We start from the raw sequence: 21,089 nt of genomic DNA, 5'->3' as shown, positions 1-21,089 counted from the left end.
GGTCGGCGCGCAGGACGCGGGCGATGGCGCGGGTGACGGTGTCGTCGGCGCGGTGGCGGCGCAGCAGCACCCCGAGGTCCTCGAGGGTGAACCAGGAGACGCGCATGCCGGCGTCGATGACCTTGTGGGCCAGGGCCTCGACGAAGTGCGTCTTGCCCGTCCCGGAGGGTCCGGAGATGGCGAGGTTCTCGGCGCGGTGGACCCACTCCAGGGTCGCGAGGGCCGACTGGGTCGGGACCGGGATGGAGGAGTCGTCCTCGCGCCAGGACTCGAACGTCTTCCCGGCGGGCAGCCCGGCGGTCTTGCGGCGCATGGCCCGGGTGGCCTCGTCGCGGCCGCGTGCTTCCTCGGCGAGCAGGACGCGCAGGACCTCGGTGGGGTCCCACCGCTGGGCTTTGGCGGTCGCGAGGACCTCGGGGGCGGCTGCGCGTAGGTAGGGCATGCGCATGCGCTTGAGGACGGCGGTGAGGTCCTCGGGTAGCGGCGGCGCCGCCGGCATCGTGGTAGCCCTCGCGGTGGTCGTCGTGGTGGTGGTCATCGGGTGGTCTCCTTGCTGGTCGTGAAGCCGGCCCAGGTGGCGGTGCCGGGCTGGGCGGAGTGCGTCTCGTCGGCCATGACGAGATCGCCGGTGGCGGCAGCGGTGGCCTGGTGGGCGACGATCGCCGTGAGGTCTTCCTCGCCGAACCGTCCGGCCTGGGCGGCCGCGGCCAGGGCCGCCTCGACGGCCGGGGTGCCGACGAGGGCGGCGAGCTCGAGGGCGGCGGCCATCTTGGCCCGGATCCGCGTGGTCCCGGCGGCCGAGGCCGCGATCAGCCAGTCGTGGGCGCCGGGACCCAGGTCGAGGAAGTCGCGCTCGGCGGCGCTGCGTGCCCGGGGCCGTGGTGGGCGCGGCGCCCCGTGGGGGTCCTGGGGATGGTCGGGGTAGTGGGCCAGATCGATCCGCGGAGTACCAGGCGTGGAGAGGCGGTGGCGGGCCACCTCGACCAGCCCGCGACGCTCACCGGCCCAGCCCGGGCGGCGGGGCAGTGCGTCGAGGTCAGCGACCAGGACGAGCTCAGTGCCGGCGACGCGGGCCCAGACCTCGGCGCCAACCAAGCCGGGCGGGGTGGAGTAGCGCACCGAGCCGTAACGCACCGTCTGATCAGTGTTCACCGTCCTGGTCTCGCCCAGCGCCAGGGTGTGCGGGGCGGCCGGCAGCACGTGCAGCCGCCGGCGCTCCTCCAACAGAGCCTCGGCCGGGATCCGCGCCGACTCGCGGTGGACCCGCCCGTTGACCTTGGCGCAGAACTCCTCACACGCCTCCTCCAGCTCGGCGAACGAGCCGTAGGCCGGGCGCAGGTTGGCCTCGGTGGGCACCACGTCGGCCTTCGCCAGCCGGACGGTGGACTCCGTGCCTCCCTTGGACTCGGGGTCGAAGGGGACACAGGTGTGGACCTGGGTGCCGTAGTGCCGACCGGCCGCCACGATCTGCGGGTGACGCACTGCCACGCCGGCGACGTGGTCGATGCTCACCGTCCTGGCGTTGTCGGTCAGCACGTAGGTCGGCACCCCACCGATCCGCCGCAACGTCGCGTCCAGGCAGGCGATCAGCGTCGGCAGACTCTGGTCCCACACCGGGATCACCACCCGGAACCGCGACCAGGCCAGCCATGCGCAGAACAGCAGCGTGTGCCGCGGCACCGCGTCCGGCCCGGGCACTCTGGGGCCTTCGCCCCAGTCGAACTGCAACCACAATCCCGGCTCGGTGATCCACGGACGGTAGGTGCGCCGGTTGCCCGCCCGCCACGCCGCCTTCGCCTCCGCGACGGCCCGACGCGTGGTGCGCTCGGTGCCCGTGAACCCCATGCCGACGAGCCGCTCGTGGATGATGTCGGCGCGGACTTTGCCCTGACTGCGCTCGACCCACTCCTCGATCTTCGGCAGGTACCCGTCGATCATCCGCGGGCGCCGCCGGCCGGTCCAGCCGGCCACCGGCAGCACGCCGCTGCACGTACGCCTTGACAGTGTGGTGCGAGCAACCGGCCAGCTCACCGGCGTCACGCAACGACCTGGTCAGGTCGTAGGCATCCAGAATTTCCATGATCTCCTCGGCAGACTTCACTTGTCCCTCCTCAGGGGCGATGGGCGCTTCAGCACCGTCGATCGCACCTGAGGAGGGGCCCCAACCGTGGGAACCGGTGAGGGCAACGAACTCGTGTCGGGCAGATCCCCTGACCGTCAGCGGGCAGTTCTCATGACCGCCAACGGGCACTACCTGACCGTCTCCGGGCAGTCTGCCGTGGCCGCCGACAACCCGGCGCACGAACGTTCCCACCAGGCAAGGCTACCCAGTTGTTAGTGACCACCCTGTACGACAAAACAGCACGTCAGCGAGCTACGACCCGCCAGAATCACGCCAAGGTAGCCAACTCAGGTCCGAGTTGTTCATTGTTGCTGAGCATCGGCCATGGCTACGCTAGATCAACGCGTGCTCAGCGTTCGCTCCGAAAGGCCAGAACCTGCCCGTTCGCCAGGAGTTCAGCGTCATTCGCTTGCCATGTGTGTCCAGATCCGCGCCTCACCTGCACGAACCCGAAGCGATCGCTGGCGTAGATTCGCCCACCACCCAGTAGCAGACGATTTAGCAGGTCGGAATCTTCGCCGCGGCTGACGTCGGCGAACCGCAGATCTCGGACGAGTTCTCTCCGAGTCATCAGGGTCGGTCCCATGACGAAGTGACTGAAGCGGTTCTCGTAGTGGGAGAACCGGACGAGGAGCGCTTGCATCGACTCAAGTAGCATGTGATGAGCGTGCTTGCCGACCACGTCCGCCCCGGAGAAGTCCAACGCGCGGAGTTGGTCGGCGAGGTAGTGCTCGGAGTAGAGGTCATCGTCGTCCATCTTGGCCACCACGTCGCCGTCGGCAACGTCGATGCACTGATTCAGGCAGTGACCCAGGGACACGTCCTCGGGTGCGCTGATCAGGACCACGTCCGTGAGGCCGAGGGCTGCGGCCTCACCGCGCAAGTCAAAGTCTGGTTCGAAACCGTGGGTGAGCAGCACGAGTTGGGGACTGACCTCATGCTGATGAGCGACGGTCTGCACGAGAGATCGAAGGTGCTCAGGCCGTTTCGTTGAGGTGATGACTGAGATGCTCGGGTCCTTGACCCGGTGTTGGCCGAGTCCCACCGACTCGAGCAGGCCGTCGACGCGGTGGCGGTAGGTGTGCGAGGCAAGCACCCGGCGGGCGGCGAGGTGGCCTAGCCGGTCACCCCACTCGACGTTGCCGACCAGCGCGCGGACCGTCCACTCTGCCTGGTCCCGCTCGGTGACCGTGAGGACCTCGTCCGGCGGGAAGATCTCGGCAATGGCTGGCGCGGGGGTGGAGATCACGGGGGTCGCACAGGCGGCCAGTTCCAGCACCCGTCGGGGATACATCGTCCTGCTGGAGGTGACGGAGTTGACGTTGAGGAAGGCCTTGAACTCGCGGTAGGCCGTGAGCATTTGTGAGTAGGACAGCGAGCCGACGACGTAGTCGTCCAACGGGGCAGGGAACTGGTAGCGGTCGTCGCCGCCCCGGAACCGGGAGAAGATCTCCAAGCCCGTCGGGAGGCGCGGGGAAACGGCGGCCGCGGCGCCGAGCAGCAGTTCCATCTGCTGCGCGCCGCTCCGGGTACTTGTGCGCGAAGTAGGTGCCGGCGAAGGCCACGTCGCGCCGAGCGTGCCCGGCGGGCCGCATGGGGTTGTGGATCCACGAGGCGGCACCGAAGGGCATCACCGCGACCCGTTCATGACCGAGGCGTGCCTGGTAGTCCGTCACCACCGCGTCGTCGGTCGTGAGCACGTGGTCGAACAGGGCCGCCGTGTCGATGAAGTCGTCGAAGTGGACCGGGTCCTCCTTGTTCCAGAAGACCGTGGGCACACTCCCTGCGTCGCGGCACCAGCCCACTAGGTCGCGCAACTCCTGGCTGGGGGCGTTGGGACCCGGTGAGGGCGTAGCGCCAGGCGCCGCCGCTGCCGGCCCAGGCGGACTCCACGAAGAGCAGATCGGGGAGTGGAGACAACTCGTCGCGCCACCCGCCGGGGGTGAGCGCGGTCTGGTCCCACTCGTAGCCGAACGCAAGCGCGCTGAAGTCGTCCAGGATCACGCCGACCCGCATGGCGCGCCGGGGCTGGCCGCTGAGGGAGCGGCCACTCGGCCACCTCGCGATCGCGGCTCCAGAGCTGGGTCTCTGGTGGGGCCGCCGGGAAGACGACCCCCCCGGTCGCGCGCACCCTGGCCCTGTTCGTCCGCCACTGGCGCATGCCTCCCCGCCGCAGGTGCCAGAGCTGCGTGCGCAACGAGCTCAGGGTCTGATCCATCGACGCCATCCTGCCCTACTCGCTGTCGAGGAGTTGGGACTGCACGATCTCGGCCCAGCGACCGGCGCCGTAGATGTTGACCGAGAGCGGGTCGCGGGTCGAGACGGTGCCCCAGACGATGCCCTCCTCGGCGAAGACCTCCGCCACGTCGATCGTGTCCGCCCCGACGTCCTCCGCCCAGTCACGCGTCACGTCGTCCAGCTGGGGTTGGCCGTCCTGTCGAGGTGGCTGGATCAGGACCCTGGTGTCGAGCTCGCGGTCCTGCGTCAGACCCTCCCACAAGGAGTCCAACTGTTCGGCGATGTCGTCCTGACTGTTGGAGCGACCAAAGTTGAGCAGCACCACGTCCGGGTCCTCGGGCAACATGGCGCCCAGCCGGTTGGCGGCGTAACCCGGGGTGTTGCCGATGTGGCTGGCGTTGTAGATCGTGATCAGCGGCTCGCCCGTGCCCAGCGACTCGGGCCCGAGGTAGAGCGTCGGGTCGCCGGTGGACGTCACATGGACCTCCACCGAGTGGACGGCTGACAGCTGCCGGGCCCAGGACAGCACCCAGTCGGCGGGGTCAACCCCGGTCTGGTCGCCGAGCACCACCACGGTGAGGTCCTCGCCGTCGGCGTACCGCTCGGCAAGGGTCGGCTCAGGCTCCGGCTCGGCGGTCTCTGTCGGGCTCGGGCTGCTGGTCGACGGCGAGGCCTCCGTCCGCTCAGGGCTCGGTGTAGGGCTCGGTGATCGGTGCCGACGGAGTCTGCCGTTGCGGCGGCCTCGGGCGTGTCCCGTGCCCAGCAGCCCCGACCAGCCCCGCTGGGACGTCGAGATCACCACGAGCGCGATGATGGCCACATTGAGGATGATGAGCCCCAGTCCCAGGGCAGCCCCCAACACCCTGCGCGTCGTCATGGCCGTCATTGTGCCAGCCCGGTCGCGCACGGAACGACGCGCTGCGACGTCCGGCGTGGTTCACTGTTACCCGCACACGGGGGCGTGGGACGCCCTCCCGGCGTGAAGGAGATCCATGACCATCGTCCGTCGACTCAGCGTCCTCCTGCTCATCCTGTGCCTCGGGATGGTGACCGCCTGCGGCGGCCAGGACGACGACGGCGCCCAGACCGACACCGATGACATCGCCCTCGCGACGGCCACCGACCGGGTGCCCGACGCAGCAGCGGTGACCTCCGATGTCGCCCCGACGTCGGCCTCGCCCACGGCGGCGCCGGATACCGACGCGGAGACGGCAACCGCCGCTCCCGAGCCGACCGAGGCAGCCGAGACCACGACCACTGCCTCGCCGACGGAGGACGACGAGGAGTGCGGCGGGCGAGGAACTGCCCGACGGCACCATCACGGCGCTGCTGATCGGCAGTCGACTCGCGCACCAACGACTTCAGCGGCCACTCCGACGTCATCGTGCTGGTCCAGCTCTCCGCGGACCGTGAGCACCTGAACCTCGTCTCCATCGCGCGTGACTCCTACGTGGACATCCCCGGCTACGGGAAGAACAAGATCAACGAGGCCTACGCCCGCGGCGGCATCCCGCTGCTGCGCGAGACGGTGTCCGACCTCATGGGCGGACTGGAGATCGACTTCGTCGCCCAGACCAACTTCGACATGTTCATCGCCCTCACCCGGTGGATGGACGGGTTCTGGGTGGAGAACAAGCACGCGACCAGCCGTCACCGTCGAGTCGACCGGGCGGCAGTTGGTCTTCGAGCAGGGTCGCATCTTCCTGGAGAACACCGACGGCCTGATCTATGTGCGCGAGCGCAAGACGATGCCGCTGGGTGACCTGGACCGCACCGAGCGGCACCGGGCCGCGCTGGTCGGCATGATGGACCGCCTCGTGGAGATCCGGGAGGACGAGCCGGAGAAGCTCGTGGAGCTGCTGCCGATGCTGCTACCAGAACGTCAAGATCGAGGGCGACCTCACGCTCGAGCAGCTGATGACCCTGGTCGACGTGGGCGCCGAGCATCGAGGCGGACAACATCACCTCGCTGATGGTGCCCGTCGCCTACTTCGACATGACCTCCGGCGGTATGTCGATCAACCGCCTCAACGAGGGCCGCACCGCCGAGTTGGGCACGGCCCTGCGCTCGGGTGACCTGTCCGGCTATGTCGACCAGCTACGGCACGTCATACGAGCTCACCGGCAGGTGAGCGGTGCTCAGGCGCCGAGCATGGCGTAGCCCAACGCGCCAGCGGCCAGCGCGAGCACGGCATACAGCAGGGCGACCCTCGCGTGGGTCCAGCCGGGCCGGCGTGACAGGCGCTGGTAGAGGTGCTCACGGTGCGCCTCGAGCCAGGTTCTCCCCGCGGATGGCTCGACGCACCAGCGTGGACCCAGTGTCGAGAAGGTAGGGCAGGAGCGGGGTGGCGACGAGCCACCACAGGCCCGCCGCGGAGACCTGCTCGCTGACCAGTGCTGCGGCGAGGATGCCACCGAAGAGGTAACTGCCGCAGTCCCCGAGGAACATGCGGGCGGTTGGCACGTTCCAGGGCAGGAACGCCAAGGCGGCGCCCCCGGCGAGAGCGGCCAGGACCAGGGTCTCGGGGGAGGGGCCGATGAACAGCATCACGAGGGCCCACGCACAGACCGTGAGCCCCGTGATGCCGTTGATGCCGTCCATGAAGTTCACGGCGTTGATCAGAACCGGGAAGGCGACCGCCCCGAGGAGCACACTCCCTGGGCCTCCGAGCACGCCACCCAGGGCAGCCCCGGTGGCTATCTGCAGCCCCAGGCGGGCGATGGCTGACGGGTCGCGCAGGTCCGTGACGAAACCGAGCAGCGCCATGGCGAGCCCGGCGGCGAGGGCTGGCCACGGAACGTCCACGCCGAGGACCTGTGCGACGGCGGCCGTGGCCAGGATCCCGAGCGCGCAGGCGACGCCGCCGCCCCGGATCGTCGGCTCCTCGTGGGAGGAACGGTGGTTGGGCACGTCCAGGGCACCCAGGCGGTGCAGCAGCCGGAGGACGGCAGGGGCGAGGGCTGTTGTCGCCGCGGCGGCGCCCAGCGCGAGCAGGGACCACTCGATCATGTGCGGGGTATGACGCTCTCCACCGGACTCGAGCGTTGCCGGAGCCACCCCACCAGTTCGTCGACACGCTGGGGGTCGACCATCTGTAGCGCCAGCGGATCGAGCACGGGGACGCTCACCGACTGGACCAACGGATGGCTCGTGGAATGGCGATAGTCCAGTCCGAAGAGCTCTTCGGACATCTTCTCCGCCGGCCGCAGTCCCGTGAACACGATCTCGATGTCGCGCCGCCCCGACATACCGATGAGCGTCGTGGCAACCTCCAGGATCTTCACGGGAGTGCCCATGTCGAGGACCAGGACATCACCGTCGGTCTCCATCGCGGCCGCCTGCATGACCAGTTGGCATGCCTCGGGGATCAGCATGAAGTAGCGCTCGACCTCGGGGTGGGTGACCGTGACCGGCCCCCCGCGTTGGATCTGCTCGGTGAAGATAGGCACCACGGAACCGCGGGACCCCAGGACGTTGCCGAATCGGACCGAGACGTAGCGACCCGGTTGGGTGGTCGCGAAATGCGCGGTCAGCCGTTCGGTCGTCCGTTTGGTATAGCCAAGGACCGAGGACGGATTCGCGGCCTTGTCCGTGGACACGTTGACGAAGGTGCCGACCCCGCTGTGTGCTGCGGCAGAGAGCACGTTGAGCGTCCCCAGGACGTTGACGGTCCAGGCTTCGAGCGGGAACCGTTCGAGGATGGGCAGGTGTTTGAGGGCAGCCGCGTGGAAGACCACGTCAGGACGGAAGCGCTCGAAGACCTGCTCCAAGGCCTGGGCATCCCGGATGTCTGTCAGGAGAATGTCGTCGCTGTCGCGCAGTCCGCGTCCCGTCAGCGATAGGTGCGTGTCGTGCAGGGCCGATTCGTCCCTGTCGAGCAAGAGGAGTCGGGAGGGGTTGAACCGGCGGATCTGACGGCACAGCTCCGACCCGATCGAGCCGCCGGCGCCGGTGACCAGCACGACCTTGCCAGTGATCTGGTCGGCGATCGCTCCCTGGTCGAGTTGGGTGGCCCGGCGCCCGAGGAGGTCCTCGAGATTGATGTCCCGCAGGTCGGAGACGTGCGGGTTCTCGTCCATCAAGGTATTCAGCGTCGGCAGCACCTTGACCGTGAGGTCGGCCTTCGCCGCGAGATTCTTGATCTCTCGCATCAGGCTGGCATCGGCCAGGGGGATGGCCACTGCTAGGTGCGTCGCGTCATAGCGCTTGGCGACACGGACCATCGCGTCCCGTCCGCCACGGACAGGCACACCTTCGACCCGGAGCTTGCGCTTGCGGCGGTCGTCATCCAGGAAGGCAACCGGCCGGAAGGACAGCCTGGTCGTCCTGCACCATATTGGCGAGGAGTCGACGCCCGAGCACGCCCGCCCCATAGATGATGACGTTCGCCCCGACGTCTCGCCGGACCGCGACTCGCGCCCGCCAGGAACGGATAACGAAGCGCACCGCGAGCATGAGGATAAGGGCCACTGCTCCGCCGACGGCCGGAACTGAACGGGGAACGATATAGGGATCGATCCATATCGCCCAGACGCCAAGGAATAGTCCCGGTCAGGAGCGCCGCCCGAGCAACGGAGACAACCTCTTCAAACGACCCGCGTTGGTGCCTGATGAGATACGGCCCCAACACCATGCCCAGGGTGATCTGGATCAGCGCTGCCCAGCCGGCCACCGTCCACGTCTCGGGCACGAAGGTCCTGGAGAAGTCGTACTGAAAACGCAGCCACACGGTGAAGATGACGGCCACAGACCACGCATGCACCATCGCCCAGGGCGTAGAGCACCTGAGCGACGGCATCGGACGTGCGCCGCCGGGGTGTCATTGCGGAAACCTCCGTCGAGGAGCGGCCAAAAGACGCGCGAATCCTCTCATGCCGTCTGTAGGTGAGCAAGCCGACAAGTTTGAGGCGGTAGGTCTCGTTTATGGGCTATTGGGCGTCTTAGCGCGATTCCTTTACCGAGAGACGCGACTATGCGAAGACGACGAATCATCGCCGAGGAAGTCGGTCAGCTGTCCTTCTTCGCCAACTGCTGGGGCAGGTGCCCCGTCGACTTCTTGTAGATCGCGGCCGCCTGTCGGTTGGCGACCATACGGCTCAGCCCGATGATGGCGCCAGAGACGAGCGCGAAGGCGATCGCCTCTTTCCAATCGATGTCCGGGTCCTCCGGGTTGGCCGGGGAGTCGCCTCCGGTGACGAACTTCCAGGTGCCGTCGGTGGCCTTGCTGGCGACGATCCCGGCCGCCATCGCGGCGCCGGTTGCCATCAGCTTCCAGACCAGGTTGCCCATGCTCTACCTTCCCTCGGTCGGTCCCGCCCACGAGTGGTTCGTGGGTGTTCTCTCGCAGACTACCTGCGGACCGTCGCGGCGTCCTTCTCGTGGGGTCCGGCCCTGACGAGAGGACACGAGAGGCGCCCGGGTGATCGGGCGCCCCAGGTGGTTGATCTGTCCATGACCTGGGCGTGAGGAATCCCTGGGAAGGGTCAAAGTTGTGCATCAGGTGGGCTCTCCCTTACTCGATAGTGGTTGTGCTCTTTGTTGGTTGGCGGCTTGGCTGGACAGATGTGGACTGCGATCGCGCTTGCCGTCGGGGCGTTGGCCCTGATCTGGCTCGTGCTCGCACTCAGGCACGCGTCCGGCGTGCTAGATCGGGCGTCGGAGGTGCTCAACGAGACCCCGCCTCACGACGAGGCCCCCGGGCAGTCGCCGACCCAGTCCGAGGAGGAGTGGACCAAGCCGGACAGGGAGCCGCGGATCTCCTAGCACCGCCGGCACGGTAAGGTCGGGCGCACACACGACAGGGGAGCGCTCACGCGCTGAGAGTGCGGCGAGTCCGATCGCCGCAGACCCTCGAACCTGATCCGGTTAACGCCGGCGGAGGAAGTCGGAGGACATCCATGCGTTCCATCACCCGTACCACCCGCGCCCGCTTCTCCCTCGCCCAGGGCACCGTGGCCGCCGCCACCGTGCTGGCGCTCGCAGGGTGCTCGCTGGGTGGGGGAGAGGACGAGCCCGCCGGCGAGGGTGGTGGCACCGACGAGGGCACCAGCACGTCAACGGCCGGAAGCCCCCAGGGTGGCGAGGTCGTGCTCGTCACGCACGACTCGTTCAACCTGCCGGAGGAGCACCTCGAGGCCTTCACCGAGCAGACCGGCTACCAGGTGACGGTCCAGGCGGCCGGTGACGCCGGAGCGGTCACCAACCAGCTGGTGCTCACCAAGGGCAGCCCGGTCGGCGACGTCGTCTTCGGCATCGACAACGCCTTCGCCTCGCGCGCCGTCGACGAGGGCGTGCTGGCCGAGTACACCCCCGCCGACCTGCCGGAGGGTGCGGCCGAACACGCGCTCGCGGGTGAGGGATCGGCATACCTGACCCCCATCGACTACGGCGACGTCTGCCTCAACATCGACGACACCTGGTTTGCCGAGGAGGGGATCGACCCGCCGCAGACCCTGGAGGACCTGACCGACCCGACGTACGAGGGGCTCTTCGTCACCCCCGGGGCCAGCACCTCGAGCCCGGGGCTGTCGTTCCTGCTGGCCACCATCGGGGAGTTCGGCGAGGACGGATGGGCGTCGTACTGGGAGGACCTGATGGCCAACGGGGCCAAGGTCACCTCGGGGTGGACCGACGCCTACACCGTCGACTTCACCGCCGGCGGTGGCGACGGTGACCGGCCGATCGTGCTGTCCTACGCCTCCAGCCCGCCGTTCACCATCCCCGAGGATGGCGACGAGCCGACCACCTCCGCACTGTTGGACACCTGCTTCCGGCAGGTGGAGTACGCCGGGGTCATCGAGGGCGCGGCCAACCCCGAGGGCGCGCAGGCGCTGATCGACTTCCTGCTGACCGACGAGGTGCAGGCGGCGATCCCGGACTCGATGTACGTCTTCCCGGTCTCCACCCAGGTCGAGCTGCCCGAGGTGTGGGCGCAGTGGGCCGAGGTCGCCGACACCCCGATCGAGGTCGCTCCCGAGGACATCGAGGCCAACCGGGAGACCTGGGTGCGGGAGTGGGCCGACATCGCGACCGGCTGATCGGGCGCGCCGAGGGCTTTGGAGGGATGAGGCCAGCCCGAGAGCATTTGTTGGCCGATGTTTACCTCAGGTGGGTTGTCCTGTTGATCGCGCGCGCGGTGCACTCGATGTATGTGGATTGCAATCGCCGTGATGGTGGGCCTGCTGGCCCTCATCCGACTCGCGCTCGGGCTCGCCCAGGCGTCCCGGACGGTGGACGGTGCCTTCCTCGTGGCGAGCCCGCAGCGCAGCACCGCGTCCGCTCCGGCCGTCCCGGCCCGAAGGGTGGTCAGCCAGAGCCGATGAGTTCCGCGGTGGGCACGGGTCTATCCCGGCGACCCACTGCATACGAGAGGCTCTCCTCATGGCACGCACCGTCAGCGCACACCTGTTCCACGCCATCAACGGGGTCGTGGAGTCACCCGACCAGTGGCAGTTCGACGCCTTCGGCCCGGAGGAGATGGAGTTCATGGGCCAGGGCATCGGCGACGTCACCGACGTAGTCATCGGCCGAAAGCTCTGGCAGGAGTGGGCCGACTACTGGCCGAACGCCGCGGGGGACGACCCGTTCGGCGCCTTCATCAACCCGGTGCGCAAGCACGTGATCACCTCGACGGTGTACGACGTGTCCACGTGGGAGAACAGCGTGGTCGCCGAAGGCGACCCGGCCGACTACGTCCGCCGCCTCGCCGAGGACGGGTCGGAGGGTGCTATCACGGTGACCGGCGGGATCGACACGATCCGGTCGCTGTTCCTGGCCGGCGTCATCGACCGGCTCACCCTGACCACCCACCCAGCGACGGGCCAGGGGCGCCGGTTGTTCGACGACACGGTCCCGATCACTCGGCTGGAGCTCGTCGACAGCGCGGCGACGTCCGTGGGTAACGCCGTGCTCACCTACCGGTTGCGTCCCGAGGCCTGAGGGTGGCTCACCATCGGGGAGCGCCCCGGTCCGCCCGCCGGAGATGCAAAAGCCGCTAGTGAGTAGCCGCAAAATCCGCTAGTGAGTAGCCGGAAAGTTACCCGCCATGCCGTGCCGCCAGGTGTCCCAGGAGGGCGGGGTCAGTTGACGGGCCCGGCGTCCTTGTCCTGGTCGGCGACGAACCGCACGAACCGATCCGGCGCGAGTCGTTCCTCCTCCTCGGTCCGGGGCCACCACGAGGCGGCCTGTGGAACACCGGCTTCGTACAGCTCGACCCACAGGCCCTCCGGGATGGTGTCTCCCTCGGCCAACCGGCCGGCCTGTGCCTGGCTCTCCTCGGAGAGGGCCAGCCACCAGCTCTGCAGTGCTTCCTTCTCTTCCGTGTCCATCATTCGACCATAGCCCCGGGCGACCGGACGCGCGCGGCGGCCGGTGGCCGGCAGCGTCAACGGGCCGACCACCCGTGCCCGCGCCACCCCTTCCGGTTGACGGCTCAACGTCACCCGGACAGGATTGAACGCACCGAATCGTCAGCTGTGCCCGGCAGATCCGGGACCCCCTGTCACGGCCGACAGCACGCTCCGATAAGGAACGCCCATGTCGCGTCGTCGTCTCGCCGTTGCCCTCTCTGCTGCCCTGCTGGTGGCCACCCCGGGGGCGCTCGCGGCGCCCGGGGACGGTGCTCCACCGGGTGCCCAACAGGTCCAGCACGAGGGCCTCCCGGAGGGCTCGGACAGGGCGCTGCTGCGGCTGGAGCTGCCGGACCGGCAGGTCCTTGAGACGCTCGTCGCCGACGGTGCCGACATCGCGGCGGTGCCTGCCCCGTCGCCGGACTCCCGGGACGGCGCCGTGCTCGTCGACCTCGTCCTCACCGGTGACGAGCTCGCCGCCCTCCAGGAGCAGGGCGCGACGGTGCGCCAGGTCATCCAGCGCGAGGGCGACGCCCAGGCCCGGTTCGAGGCGAGCCGGGAGGCCTCCGAGCAGCGCCGCGCCACCGGCCTGACGCCGCAGACGGTCAACGGGCAGGTGCAGCCCGCCGACACGCTGACGTTCGACCACGCCTACTGGTGGGAGGACGCCGGGCAGACCTTCCTGCAGGTCCAGGTGTCCACCTCGGCGACCGAGGACCCCGAGCTGCAGATCGAGGTGGAGTGGGAGACCGCCGACGGCACCACCGGCACCTTCTCCCTGTTCCGCTACGTCGACGCCGGGGAGTACATGTTCCACTACTACCTGCCGGTGCCGCTGCCGGACGCCCCCGTCGCCGTGACCGCCACGTCCAACCAGGACGGGAGCGCCTCCGCCGAGCCCGTCCTGTGGCCGCGGGCCGGGACGCCGGAGCTGCCCGAGGGCTACCAGCACGACTTCATCGACCGCTACATGACGCCGGCCGAGATCGACGAGCGGATCGACCGGCTCGCCGAGCAGTACCCCGAGCTGGCCGAGATCGTCGAGCTGCCCGACCTGACCAACGGCTACCGGCGCACTGCCAAGGCCCTCGTGGGCGACCGGGCGACCGGGGCCGTCGTCATCGAGTCGGTCGACTACGGCTCCGACGGGGCGAACGACATCGAGGTGCGGGTGGAGGCGCCCGGCGAGCCGGACCAGGAGCTGGAGGGCAGCTACGCGGACCGCACGCTGTTCCTCGCCCTGGCCACCGACGCCGAGGGGGAGGTGACGAGCACGACCGACGAGGTGGCGTCCTTCATCACCGCCGAGTTCCCCGAGCAGTTCAGCGCCTTCGTGCCGCAGGGGTCCTCCGGCGCGCTGATGCCGGAGGCCGTGGAGGTCCTGGACGACGGGCTGGAGGGCTCGCACCTGGACCCGGAGCCGGCCACGGTCCGGATGCTGCGGATCGGGGAGCACCGTGACGGGTCGCGACCCGGCGTCTTCGCCTACAGCCAGGAGCACGCCCGGGAGTGGGTGACCCCGCTGGCGACCCTGGAGTTCGCCGAGCGGATGCTGGCCAACGCCTACACCGACGAGGAGACCGCGCAACTGCTCGAGGAGGTGGAGATCTTCGTCCTGCCCGTCGTCAACCCGGACGGTGCGAACTACTCCTTCAACGACAACAACTGGCAGCGACGGAACATGACCGAGCACTGCGAGGGCCTGGACCGGGACCCGCAGTATGCCGACAGCTGGGGTGTGGACATCAACCGCAACTACGCGGTGGGCTCGGTCCACGACGGGTTCGTGGGCGGCTCGCTGAACTGCCGCTCCGACGTCTTTGCCGGGCCGGAGGAGCTCTCCGAGCCGGAGTCGCGCAACGTGGACGCTGTGGCCGACCAGCACCCGAACATCACGCACGCGATGAACGTGCACAGCTACGGCGGCTACTTCATGTGGTCCCCGGGCGCCTACGAGATGCCCGGGCGGGTGCCGCTGCCCTACCCCGAGCCGGAGGTCGAGGAGCAGTTCTTCGACGCCTCCCAGCGGATCATCGCGGCGATCAGCCAGCACCGGGGCACGATGACCTGGCCGTCCAACACCGGCCCGGTCGTCGACGTGCTCTACAGCGCCGCCGGCAACTCCGGTGACCACCTGTACTACGACTACGGGATCATCGCCTGGGACTTCGAGGTCGGCAACGACCTGTGGAACGAGGACCTCCAGCAGTGGCAGGGCGTCGGCTTCCAGCCGCCCTACGAGGAGGGCCACGAGGAGTCGCAGGAGTATGCCGCGGGCCTGGTCGAGCTGGTCCGCGTCGCCGCCGACGCGAACCGGTCGGTCGACCGGCTGAGCGGGTCCGACCGGTACGCCACCGCCGTGGAGATCGGCCGCGAGGCCTTCCCGGTCGCGACCTCGGTGACCCTGGTCAGCGGGGAGGACGACCACCTGGTCGACGGGCTCGTCGCCGCGCCGCTGGCCCACGGGCAGGAGCAGCCGCTGCTGGCCACCCGCGCCGACCGGCTGCCGGCGGTCGTGGTCGAGGACCTGCAGGAACGCGGGGTGACCTCGGTGCAGATCGTCGGCGGTGCGTCCGCGATCAACGAGGCCGTCGTCGAGGAGCTGGAGGCGCTGGACATCGAGGTGAGCCGGGTCTTCGGCGACGACCGGTACGGCACCGCCACGGAGGTCGCCGGCCTCATCGGCGGTCCCGACGCGGTCGTGGCCTCCGGCGAGGACGGGCACCTGATCGACGCCCTGGCCGTCTCCGGCGCCGCCTCCGACGCGGCGACGCCGATCGTGCTGGTCCGCAAGGAGACGGTCCCTGTGGTCACGGCCGACCTACCTGGAGGACGTGGACGCCACCGTCGCCGTCGGCGGTGTCGGCGTCATCTCCGACGGCGTGCTGGAGGAGCTGCCGGACCCGGTCCGCGTCTTCGGCGACAACCGGTGGCAGACCGCGACCGCGGTGGCCGACCACTACGTCGCCGCCGGTCTGGACGCCACCTCGGTGACCGTCGCCTCCGGCGAGGACCGTCACCTGGTCGACGCGCTGCCCGGCGGTGTGCTGGGCGAGGTCATCGTGCTGACCCGCGCCGACCGGCTCCCGGAGTCGACCAGCACCTGGATCGAGGCGTCGGAGGACACCACGCACGCCTACGTACTCGGTGGTGAGACGGCCGTCAACGAGGGTGTCCTGGAGGTGCTGCGAGAGGTGCTCGACGCCCGCTGAGGCGCGCAGCCATAGGTCGCGCAACGCCGGTCACGTCGTGGCCGGCGTTGCGTGATTCTGCGGACAGCGACGTAAGTGCGACATACCGGGTGTAGTTATGTTGCGCACCAGGGCAACCGTGACTGCTCTTCCTGTGCGACAACCCTGCCGGTCGGCCCCGGCCGACGCTTCGGCATCCCGTGGTCGCGTGCGCCCACCCCTGTTGGGCCGCGCGCGGCCCGGAGCCGAAGGAGCACCACTCATGCCCCGCACCACATCATCCCGGCTGCGTGCCGGGCTGGCCGCCGGCAGCATTGCCCCGCTGCTGCTGGTGGCACTCGCCCCCGGCGGTGCCACCGCCCAGGAAGAATACCCAGATCGCACCGCCCCATCCGTCGACGCGCTGGAGGTCGGACCCAGCGCCATCACCCCCGGTAGCGCCTCCGAGTTGGCGCAGGCGCTGGCCTCCCCCTCCGCGAACGTGACCGGCGCCAGCTTCGAGACCCAGCCGGACCCGGGGACCGCCGGGGTGGGGGACAGCGCGCTGACCGGCTTTCCCACCAACGGCGGCACCTTCGCCATCCTGTCCAGCGGGCTGGTGACTGACGTCGACCAGCCCGGCGCCCACGCCTCCAACCCCCTGGGCGGCGCTCCCGTGCGCGGCAACACAGACCGGGACGTGACGATCCTCAAGGTCGACCTCAACGTCCCGACCGGGTCCAACTGCCTGTCCTTCGACTTCCGGTTCATGTCCGAGGAGTTCCCGGTCTACGTCGGGACCCAGTTCAACGACGCGTTCATCGCCGAGCTCGACAACTCGACGTGGACGACCGAGGGCTCGGAGATCAGCGCCCCCAACAACTTCGCCTTCGACGCCGAGGGCAACGTGGTGAGCATCAACTCCACCGGCATCGGCGGGATGACCCCCGAGAACGGCGCGGGCACCGCGTTCGACGGCGGCACCGGCCCCGACGGCGGCGACACCTACGGCGCCGCCACCGTGCGGCTGGCCGCCTCCACCGAGATCACGCCGGGCGCCCACTCGGTGTACTTCTCGGTCTTCGACCAGGGCGACACGATCCTGGACACGGCCGTGTTCCTGGACAACCTGGTCGTCGGCTACACCCCCAACCCGGAGGTCGACTGCGCCCCCGGTGCCGTGGTCGTCACCCACGACCTGGACCTGGACCCTGACACGGGCAACGCCGAGGTGGGCACCGAGCACACGGTGACCGCCACCCTCACCGACGACGAGGGCGCCCCGGTCGCCGACACGGTCGTCGAGTTCGCGGTCAGCGGTGCCAACAGCGGCACCGGGACCGGCACGACCGACGCCAGCGGCGAGACCACGTTCAGCTACACCGGCACCAACCCGGGCACGGACAACATCAGCGGCTGTGCCCGTCCCGACCCGGAGGAAGCCTGCTCGGCCACCGACACGGTGAACTTCACCTGGACCCAGGACGGCAAGGTCGTCGAACGGATCTGGGGCTCGGACCGCTACGGGACGGCCGCGGAGATCTCGGCCACCTCGTGGGGCCCCGGGCAGGACGTGGTGTTCCTGGCCACCGGGCTGGACTACCCCGACGCGATGCCGGCCGGTGCCCTCGGTGGCACGCACGACGCCCCCGTGCTGCTGACCCGCACCGCCTCGCTGCCGGCCGACACGGTCGCCGAGCTGACCCGGCTGGAGCCGCAGCGGATCGTGATCCTGGGCGGCAACGCGGCCGTCTCGAACTCGTTGATCCCGCAGTTGGAGGAGCTGGCCCTGGCCGACACCGAGGACGAGGTGAGCCGGATCTTCGGCGCGGACCGCTACGCGACGGCGGCCGAGGCCGCACTGACCTACCCGGTCGGCGGTGACCTGGCCTACGTCGCGGCCGGCTCGGACTTCCCGGACGCGCTGGCCGCCGCCTCCCGGGCCGGCGCGCTCAACGCACCGGTGCTCCTGACCCGGCACAACCAGCTCCCGGCGGCCACGGCCGCCGCGCTGGGGGAGCTCGGGGTCTCCGACATCATCGTGCTGGGCGGCGAGGCTGCCGTCTCGAACGAGGTCCTCACGGAGCTGGAGGCCTACACCGACGGCACCGTCACCCGGGTCTTCGGCGACGACCGCTACGGCACGGCCGCGGCCCTGTCCGGGGACTACGAGCCGGGTGTCAACGCCGTGTTCGTGGCCACCGGTGAGGTCTACGCCGACGCCATGACCGGTGGGCCGATCTCGGTCTCCATCGGCGGGCCGATCCTGATGACGCGTCCCGACGCGCTGCCCGAGGCGACCATCGCTGAGCTCGACCGCCTCGACCCGGAGCGGATCATCGTGCTCGGCGGCACCAACGCGGTCTCCCAGCAGGTGCAGAACGATCTCGTCGTGTTCTTCGACTAGCAACGCCTGAGGTCAACCGCACCACGCCACGGCCCGGTCCCGCACCCGCGGGGCCGGGCCGTGGCACGGCGGGACCTGGCACGGCGGGACCTGGCACGCCGGAGCCCGCATGCCGGAGCCCGCACCCTGGAGGCCTCGTTGGTGGATGTGGTGGACACTGTGCTCTGCCCCGAGATACGGGGCACTGCACAGTCTGTCGCCACCCCTCTCCCCGACGCCCCGGATTGCGATCCGGCGGTCGTTATCCACAGGCCCGCCGCGGGTTGGTCCCATCCTGGGGGATGCTGGACCATGGGCGGGCCGAGGATCGTCAGGGGGCACGGTCCGGTGTGGCCCACCCTCGCCGCCGAGTTGCTCAGCGCCCGGGAGAACCTCACCCTCGCCGAGGCTGTGGGGCTGGCTTTCCGTGCGGCCCGCGGCCAGGTCGTGGCGGCGTTGGAGGGCACTGGATTCTCGTTGGCCCTGGTCCGCGATACGGGTGCCACCGGAGAGATCGTGCAGGGCGAGGACTGGCCCGACGTCGAGCTCATCGCGAAAGACAAGCGGCGGGCGGCGGTTCCCGCCAAGGGACGATCCGCGACGAGTCGGCCCCTTCCTCCCCGTGTGGTGGATGGGCCGCCACGGGTCGGGCAGCCGTAGGCCACCCAACTGGACCCGGGAAGCTCCCTGGGGTTGACCTCCCGGTGGCGCTGCACGCGGGGACGCTGCTCGCGGCGACGCAATTGCGACATCCCGGGTGTACACCATCTCCCACGTGGGCAACCGTGACTGCTCGTGCACCACGGGGCCCCTGACGAAGGAGTCGCCGTGCTTGACACCCGTGAGTCCCAGCGCCGCGCCGGATGGAACCTCGGCGCCCTCGCCGCCCTGACCCTCCTGCTCCTCACCCCGGCCGACGACAGCGAGGCCCCCGACCAGGGGCCCCGCGGCAGCGCCGTCCGCACGGACGCCCCCGCGGTAGGGTGGCTGGACCACGACAGGGGAGCGCCCCAGCGCTGAGAGTGCGGCGAGGACAGGACGCCGCAGACCCTCGAACCTGATCCGGTTAGTACCGGTGGAGGAAGTCGACCAGATGCTGCGTCCCACCCGCCCGAGCCGGCGCCCGCGCCTGCACGTGCTCGGGCCTGCCGCGGGGCTGGTCGTGCTGGCCCTGGTGCCGGTGGCCTTCCTGATCATCTTCTTCGGCTGGCCGGTCACCGGGATGCTGGACCGTGGCCTGCGGCCGGACGGGGTCTGGGACCTCTCGGGGATCCCCGAGGTGCTCGGCCGGGCCCGGACCGGCCGGGTGCTCCTCTTCACCCTCGCGATGGCCACGGCGGGCAGCGTGATCACCCTGCTCCTCGGCATACCTCTCGCGTTTGCCCTCTATCGCCTGCGGTTCCCCGGGCGCGGACTGCTGCGCGCCGTCGTGGTCATGCCGTTCGTGCTGCCCACGGTCGTGGTTGGGGTGATGTTCCGCTCGCTGCTCTCCAGCGGGGGGCCGCTGGGCTTCCTCGGGCTCGACGGGCACTGGGTGCCGATCCTGATGGCGTTCGTGTTCTTCAACCTGGCGGTGGTCGTGCGCACCGTCGGCGGCATGTGGGAGGGGCTGGACCGGCGCGCGGAGGAGAGCGCCGCCGCGCTGGGGGCGACCCCGTGGCAGGTGCTGCGGACCGTGACGCTGCCTGCGCTGGCGCCGGCGATCGTGTCGGCGGGGACCCTGGTGTTCCTGTTCTGCTCCACCGCGTTCGGGGTCGTGCTGACCCTCGGCGGGTTGCGGTACGGCACCATCGAGACCGAGATCTATCTGCTCACCACCCAGTTCCTGGACCTGCGGGCGGCGGCCGTGCTGTCCCTGGTGCAGCTGGCCGCGGTCGTGGCGATGCTGGCCGTCGCGGCCCGCACCAGGTCCCGGCGGGAGCAGTCGCTCAAGCGCGGCGGCACCGGGTCGGCGGCGCGTGCCCCCGGACGCGGCGACATCCCGGTGCTCACCGTGGCCGGCCTCGCGGTGCTGCTGATCCTGCTGCCGGTCGGCTCGCTCGTGGTGCGGTCGCTGCGGGTGCGGGGGGAGTGGGGGCTGGGCAACTACCGCGCGCTGTCCGACCCGCAGGCCTCCCCGGCGATGCGGGCCAGCGTCACCGAGGCCCTGGAGAACTCACTGCGCACCGCGATCGACGCCACCGTGCTGGCGATGGTGCTCGGGGTGTGCGTCGCGGTCGTGGTGTCCCGCCGGCCCCGCCTGCCGTCGGCCCGCCGGCTGGTCGCCGGGCTGGACGCCGCCTTCATGCTGCCGCTGGGGATCTCCGCCGTCACCGTCGGCTTCGGCTTCCTGATCACCCTGGACCGGCCGCCGTTCGACCTGCGCACCTCCCCGGTGCTGGTGCCGATTGCCCAGGCGATGGTCGCGCTGCCGCTCGTGGTGCGCACCCTCACGCCGGTGCTGCGCTCCGTCGACCCGCGGCTGCGCCAGGCGGCCGCCGCCCTGGGCGCCGGGCCGCTGCGTGCCTCCTGGACGGTCGAGGCCCCGGTCATGCTGCGGCCGCTGCTGGCCGCCACCGGCTTCGCCTTCGCGGTGTCGCTGGGGGAGTTCGGCGCCACGAGCTTCCTGGCCCGCGCGGAGCGGCCGACCGTGCCGGTGCTGATCTATGACCTGATCAGCCGCCCCGGCGCCGACAACCTCGGCATGGCGCTCGCGGCCTCCGTCGTGCTCTCGGTGCTGACGGTGACGGTGATGGGTCTGGTCGAACGGCTGCGGGTGGGCCACGTCGGCACGTTCTGACCGCACGTGGGCCGACCCACGGCATACGGGCGTCTGCCCTGGGCT

The 21,089-nt window shown here is 70.0% G+C and carries 20 protein-coding genes, 1 pseudogene and 2 riboswitches; of the genes and pseudogenes, 14 read left to right on the top strand and 7 right to left on the bottom strand.

Annotated elements, in window-relative coordinates; all coding sequences use genetic code 11:
* Positions 1-534: 534 nt before the first annotated feature.
* The 3 genes and pseudogenes from istA to AC1QRC_RS19440 all read right to left on the bottom strand — a co-directional run bounded on the left by istA (position 535) and on the right by AC1QRC_RS19440 (position 5,237).
* Positions 535-2,101: pseudogene (gene istA, locus AC1QRC_RS19450) on the bottom strand (IS21 family transposase).
* A gap of 370 nt (positions 2,102-2,471) precedes the next feature.
* Positions 2,472-3,632 (bottom strand): glycosyltransferase family protein, encoded by a 1,161-nt coding sequence (locus tag AC1QRC_RS19445; RefSeq protein WP_484204859.1) that lies wholly within the window; start codon positions 3,630-3,632, stop codon positions 2,472-2,474.
* Positions 3,633-4,355: 723 nt separating this feature from the next.
* The gene (locus AC1QRC_RS19440) at positions 4,356-5,237 is read right to left on the bottom strand and encodes an SGNH/GDSL hydrolase family protein (RefSeq protein WP_484204858.1); all 882 of its coding nucleotides are present in this window, start codon (positions 5,235-5,237) and stop codon (positions 4,356-4,358) included.
* A gap of 115 nt (positions 5,238-5,352) precedes the next feature.
* Between AC1QRC_RS19440 and AC1QRC_RS19435 the strand changes: the two genes are divergently transcribed.
* From AC1QRC_RS19435 to AC1QRC_RS19420, 4 genes are read left to right on the top strand one after another with little or no spacing between them, the layout of a single operon-like run.
* Complete coding sequence (locus AC1QRC_RS19435; protein WP_484204857.1) at positions 5,353-5,781, top strand: hypothetical protein; 429 nt, start codon at positions 5,353-5,355, stop codon at positions 5,779-5,781.
* A complete protein-coding gene (locus AC1QRC_RS19430) occupies positions 5,745-6,122 on the top strand; it encodes an LCP family protein (RefSeq protein WP_484204856.1) in 378 nt (125 codons plus the stop codon). Before AC1QRC_RS19435 ends, AC1QRC_RS19430 begins: the two co-directional genes overlap by 37 nt.
* Positions 6,109-6,333 carry a hypothetical protein gene (locus tag AC1QRC_RS19425; protein WP_484204855.1) on the top strand — a complete coding sequence of 75 codons (225 nt, stop codon included), beginning with the start codon at positions 6,109-6,111 and terminating at the stop codon, positions 6,331-6,333. The genes AC1QRC_RS19430 and AC1QRC_RS19425 overlap by 14 nt, the downstream gene beginning before the upstream one ends.
* The gene (locus AC1QRC_RS19420; RefSeq protein WP_484204854.1) at positions 6,333-6,521 is read left to right on the top strand and encodes a hypothetical protein; all 189 of its coding nucleotides are present in this window, start codon (positions 6,333-6,335) and stop codon (positions 6,519-6,521) included. Before AC1QRC_RS19425 ends, AC1QRC_RS19420 begins: the two co-directional genes overlap by 1 nt.
* Before the next feature lie 96 nt (positions 6,522-6,617).
* Here AC1QRC_RS19420 and AC1QRC_RS19415 read toward each other — a convergent pair whose 3' ends face one another.
* The 3 genes from AC1QRC_RS19415 to AC1QRC_RS19405 all read right to left on the bottom strand — a co-directional run bounded on the left by AC1QRC_RS19415 (position 6,618) and on the right by AC1QRC_RS19405 (position 9,650).
* Positions 6,618-7,370 (bottom strand): MraY family glycosyltransferase, encoded by a 753-nt coding sequence (locus tag AC1QRC_RS19415; RefSeq protein ID WP_484204853.1) that lies wholly within the window; start codon positions 7,368-7,370, stop codon positions 6,618-6,620.
* A complete protein-coding gene (locus AC1QRC_RS19410; RefSeq protein WP_484204852.1) occupies positions 7,367-8,584 on the bottom strand; it encodes a polysaccharide biosynthesis protein in 1,218 nt (405 codons plus the stop codon). Before AC1QRC_RS19410 ends, AC1QRC_RS19415 begins: the two co-directional genes overlap by 4 nt.
* Before the next feature lie 784 nt (positions 8,585-9,368).
* Positions 9,369-9,650 carry a DUF4235 domain-containing protein gene (locus tag AC1QRC_RS19405; protein ID WP_484204851.1) on the bottom strand — a complete coding sequence of 94 codons (282 nt, stop codon included), beginning with the start codon at positions 9,648-9,650 and terminating at the stop codon, positions 9,369-9,371.
* Between the two features lie 273 nt (positions 9,651-9,923).
* On the opposite strand from AC1QRC_RS19405, the gene AC1QRC_RS19400 reads away from it, so the two are divergent.
* The 4 genes from AC1QRC_RS19400 (at position 9,924) to AC1QRC_RS19385 (ending at position 12,299) form a co-directional block, all read left to right on the top strand.
* Entirely contained in the window at positions 9,924-10,124 is a 201-nt protein-coding gene (locus tag AC1QRC_RS19400; protein WP_484204850.1) for a hypothetical protein, read from the top strand.
* Between the two features lie 26 nt (positions 10,125-10,150).
* A riboswitch (TPP riboswitch) is annotated at positions 10,151-10,261 on the top strand.
* Positions 10,259-11,398, top strand: coding sequence for a thiamine ABC transporter substrate-binding protein (locus AC1QRC_RS19395; protein WP_484204849.1), 1,140 nt, complete (start codon positions 10,259-10,261; stop codon positions 11,396-11,398). Its footprint overlaps the riboswitch before it by 3 nt.
* Before the next feature lie 111 nt (positions 11,399-11,509).
* Positions 11,510-11,683 (top strand): hypothetical protein, encoded by a 174-nt coding sequence (locus tag AC1QRC_RS19390; RefSeq protein WP_484204848.1) that lies wholly within the window; start codon positions 11,510-11,512, stop codon positions 11,681-11,683.
* A gap of 58 nt (positions 11,684-11,741) precedes the next feature.
* Positions 11,742-12,299: a dihydrofolate reductase family protein gene (locus tag AC1QRC_RS19385; RefSeq protein WP_484204847.1), complete on the top strand. Its 558-nt coding sequence runs from the start codon at positions 11,742-11,744 to the stop codon at positions 12,297-12,299.
* Between the two features lie 140 nt (positions 12,300-12,439).
* Here the strand turns inward: AC1QRC_RS19385 and AC1QRC_RS19380 are convergent, their stop codons facing one another.
* Positions 12,440-12,688 carry a hypothetical protein gene (locus AC1QRC_RS19380; RefSeq protein ID WP_484204846.1) on the bottom strand — a complete coding sequence of 83 codons (249 nt, stop codon included), beginning with the start codon at positions 12,686-12,688 and terminating at the stop codon, positions 12,440-12,442.
* Between the two features lie 208 nt (positions 12,689-12,896).
* Between AC1QRC_RS19380 and AC1QRC_RS19375 the strand changes: the two genes are divergently transcribed.
* The 6 genes from AC1QRC_RS19375 to AC1QRC_RS19350 all read left to right on the top strand — a co-directional run bounded on the left by AC1QRC_RS19375 (position 12,897) and on the right by AC1QRC_RS19350 (position 21,044).
* Complete coding sequence (locus AC1QRC_RS19375; protein WP_484204845.1) at positions 12,897-15,863, top strand: M14 family zinc carboxypeptidase; 2,967 nt, start codon at positions 12,897-12,899, stop codon at positions 15,861-15,863.
* Positions 15,817-15,921, top strand: a complete 105-nt coding sequence (locus AC1QRC_RS19370; RefSeq protein ID WP_484206699.1) for a hypothetical protein — start codon at positions 15,817-15,819, stop codon at positions 15,919-15,921. Before AC1QRC_RS19375 ends, AC1QRC_RS19370 begins: the two co-directional genes overlap by 47 nt.
* Positions 15,922-16,162: 241 nt before the next feature.
* On the top strand, positions 16,163-18,286 hold the full coding sequence (locus tag AC1QRC_RS19365; RefSeq protein ID WP_484204844.1) for a cell wall-binding repeat-containing protein: 2,124 nt from the start codon (positions 16,163-16,165) through the stop codon (positions 18,284-18,286).
* Positions 18,287-18,577: 291 nt separating this feature from the next.
* Positions 18,578-18,925 (top strand): hypothetical protein, encoded by a 348-nt coding sequence (locus tag AC1QRC_RS19360; protein ID WP_484204843.1) that lies wholly within the window; start codon positions 18,578-18,580, stop codon positions 18,923-18,925.
* A gap of 168 nt (positions 18,926-19,093) precedes the next feature.
* The gene (locus AC1QRC_RS19355; protein ID WP_484204842.1) at positions 19,094-19,285 is read left to right on the top strand and encodes a hypothetical protein; all 192 of its coding nucleotides are present in this window, start codon (positions 19,094-19,096) and stop codon (positions 19,283-19,285) included.
* Positions 19,255-19,366, top strand: a riboswitch (TPP riboswitch). Its footprint overlaps the gene before it by 31 nt.
* The gene (locus AC1QRC_RS19350) at positions 19,359-21,044 is read left to right on the top strand and encodes an ABC transporter permease (protein ID WP_484204841.1); all 1,686 of its coding nucleotides are present in this window, start codon (positions 19,359-19,361) and stop codon (positions 21,042-21,044) included. It overlaps the preceding riboswitch by 8 nt.
* The last annotated feature ends 45 nt before the right edge of the window (positions 21,045-21,089 follow it).

Source organism: Ornithinicoccus sp., from assembly GCF_057176825.1.
This window is presented reverse-complemented; position numbering and strand designations above follow the sequence as displayed.

Coding starts and splice junctions, on each gene's coding strand:
- AC1QRC_RS19415 (WP_484204853.1), bottom strand. CDS start 7,370: ATGATCGAGTGGTCCCTGCTCGCGCTGGGCGCCGCCGCGGCGACAACA.
- AC1QRC_RS19380 (WP_484204846.1), bottom strand. CDS start 12,688: ATGGACACGGAAGAGAAGGAAGCACTGCAGAGCTGGTGGCTGGCCCTC.
- AC1QRC_RS19375 (WP_484204845.1), top strand. CDS start 12,897: ATGTCGCGTCGTCGTCTCGCCGTTGCCCTCTCTGCTGCCCTGCTGGTG.
- AC1QRC_RS19395 (WP_484204849.1), top strand. CDS start 10,259: ATGCGTTCCATCACCCGTACCACCCGCGCCCGCTTCTCCCTCGCCCAG.
- AC1QRC_RS19425 (WP_484204855.1), top strand. CDS start 6,109: ATGCCGCTGGGTGACCTGGACCGCACCGAGCGGCACCGGGCCGCGCTG.
- AC1QRC_RS19410 (WP_484204852.1), bottom strand. CDS start 8,584: ATGGTCCGTGTCGCCAAGCGCTATGACGCGACGCACCTAGCAGTGGCC.
- AC1QRC_RS19360 (WP_484204843.1), top strand. CDS start 18,578: ATGGGCGGGCCGAGGATCGTCAGGGGGCACGGTCCGGTGTGGCCCACC.
- AC1QRC_RS19350 (WP_484204841.1), top strand. CDS start 19,359: ATGCTGCGTCCCACCCGCCCGAGCCGGCGCCCGCGCCTGCACGTGCTC.
- AC1QRC_RS19420 (WP_484204854.1), top strand. CDS start 6,333: ATGGTGCCCGTCGCCTACTTCGACATGACCTCCGGCGGTATGTCGATC.
- AC1QRC_RS19435 (WP_484204857.1), top strand. CDS start 5,353: ATGACCATCGTCCGTCGACTCAGCGTCCTCCTGCTCATCCTGTGCCTC.
- AC1QRC_RS19385 (WP_484204847.1), top strand. CDS start 11,742: ATGGCACGCACCGTCAGCGCACACCTGTTCCACGCCATCAACGGGGTC.
- AC1QRC_RS19405 (WP_484204851.1), bottom strand. CDS start 9,650: ATGGGCAACCTGGTCTGGAAGCTGATGGCAACCGGCGCCGCGATGGCG.
- AC1QRC_RS19390 (WP_484204848.1), top strand. CDS start 11,510: ATGTGGATTGCAATCGCCGTGATGGTGGGCCTGCTGGCCCTCATCCGA.
- AC1QRC_RS19400 (WP_484204850.1), top strand. CDS start 9,924: ATGTGGACTGCGATCGCGCTTGCCGTCGGGGCGTTGGCCCTGATCTGG.
- AC1QRC_RS19445 (WP_484204859.1), bottom strand. CDS start 3,632: ATGGAACTGCTGCTCGGCGCCGCGGCCGCCGTTTCCCCGCGCCTCCCG.
- AC1QRC_RS19440 (WP_484204858.1), bottom strand. CDS start 5,237: ATGACGACGCGCAGGGTGTTGGGGGCTGCCCTGGGACTGGGGCTCATC.
- AC1QRC_RS19365 (WP_484204844.1), top strand. CDS start 16,163: ATGCCCCGCACCACATCATCCCGGCTGCGTGCCGGGCTGGCCGCCGGC.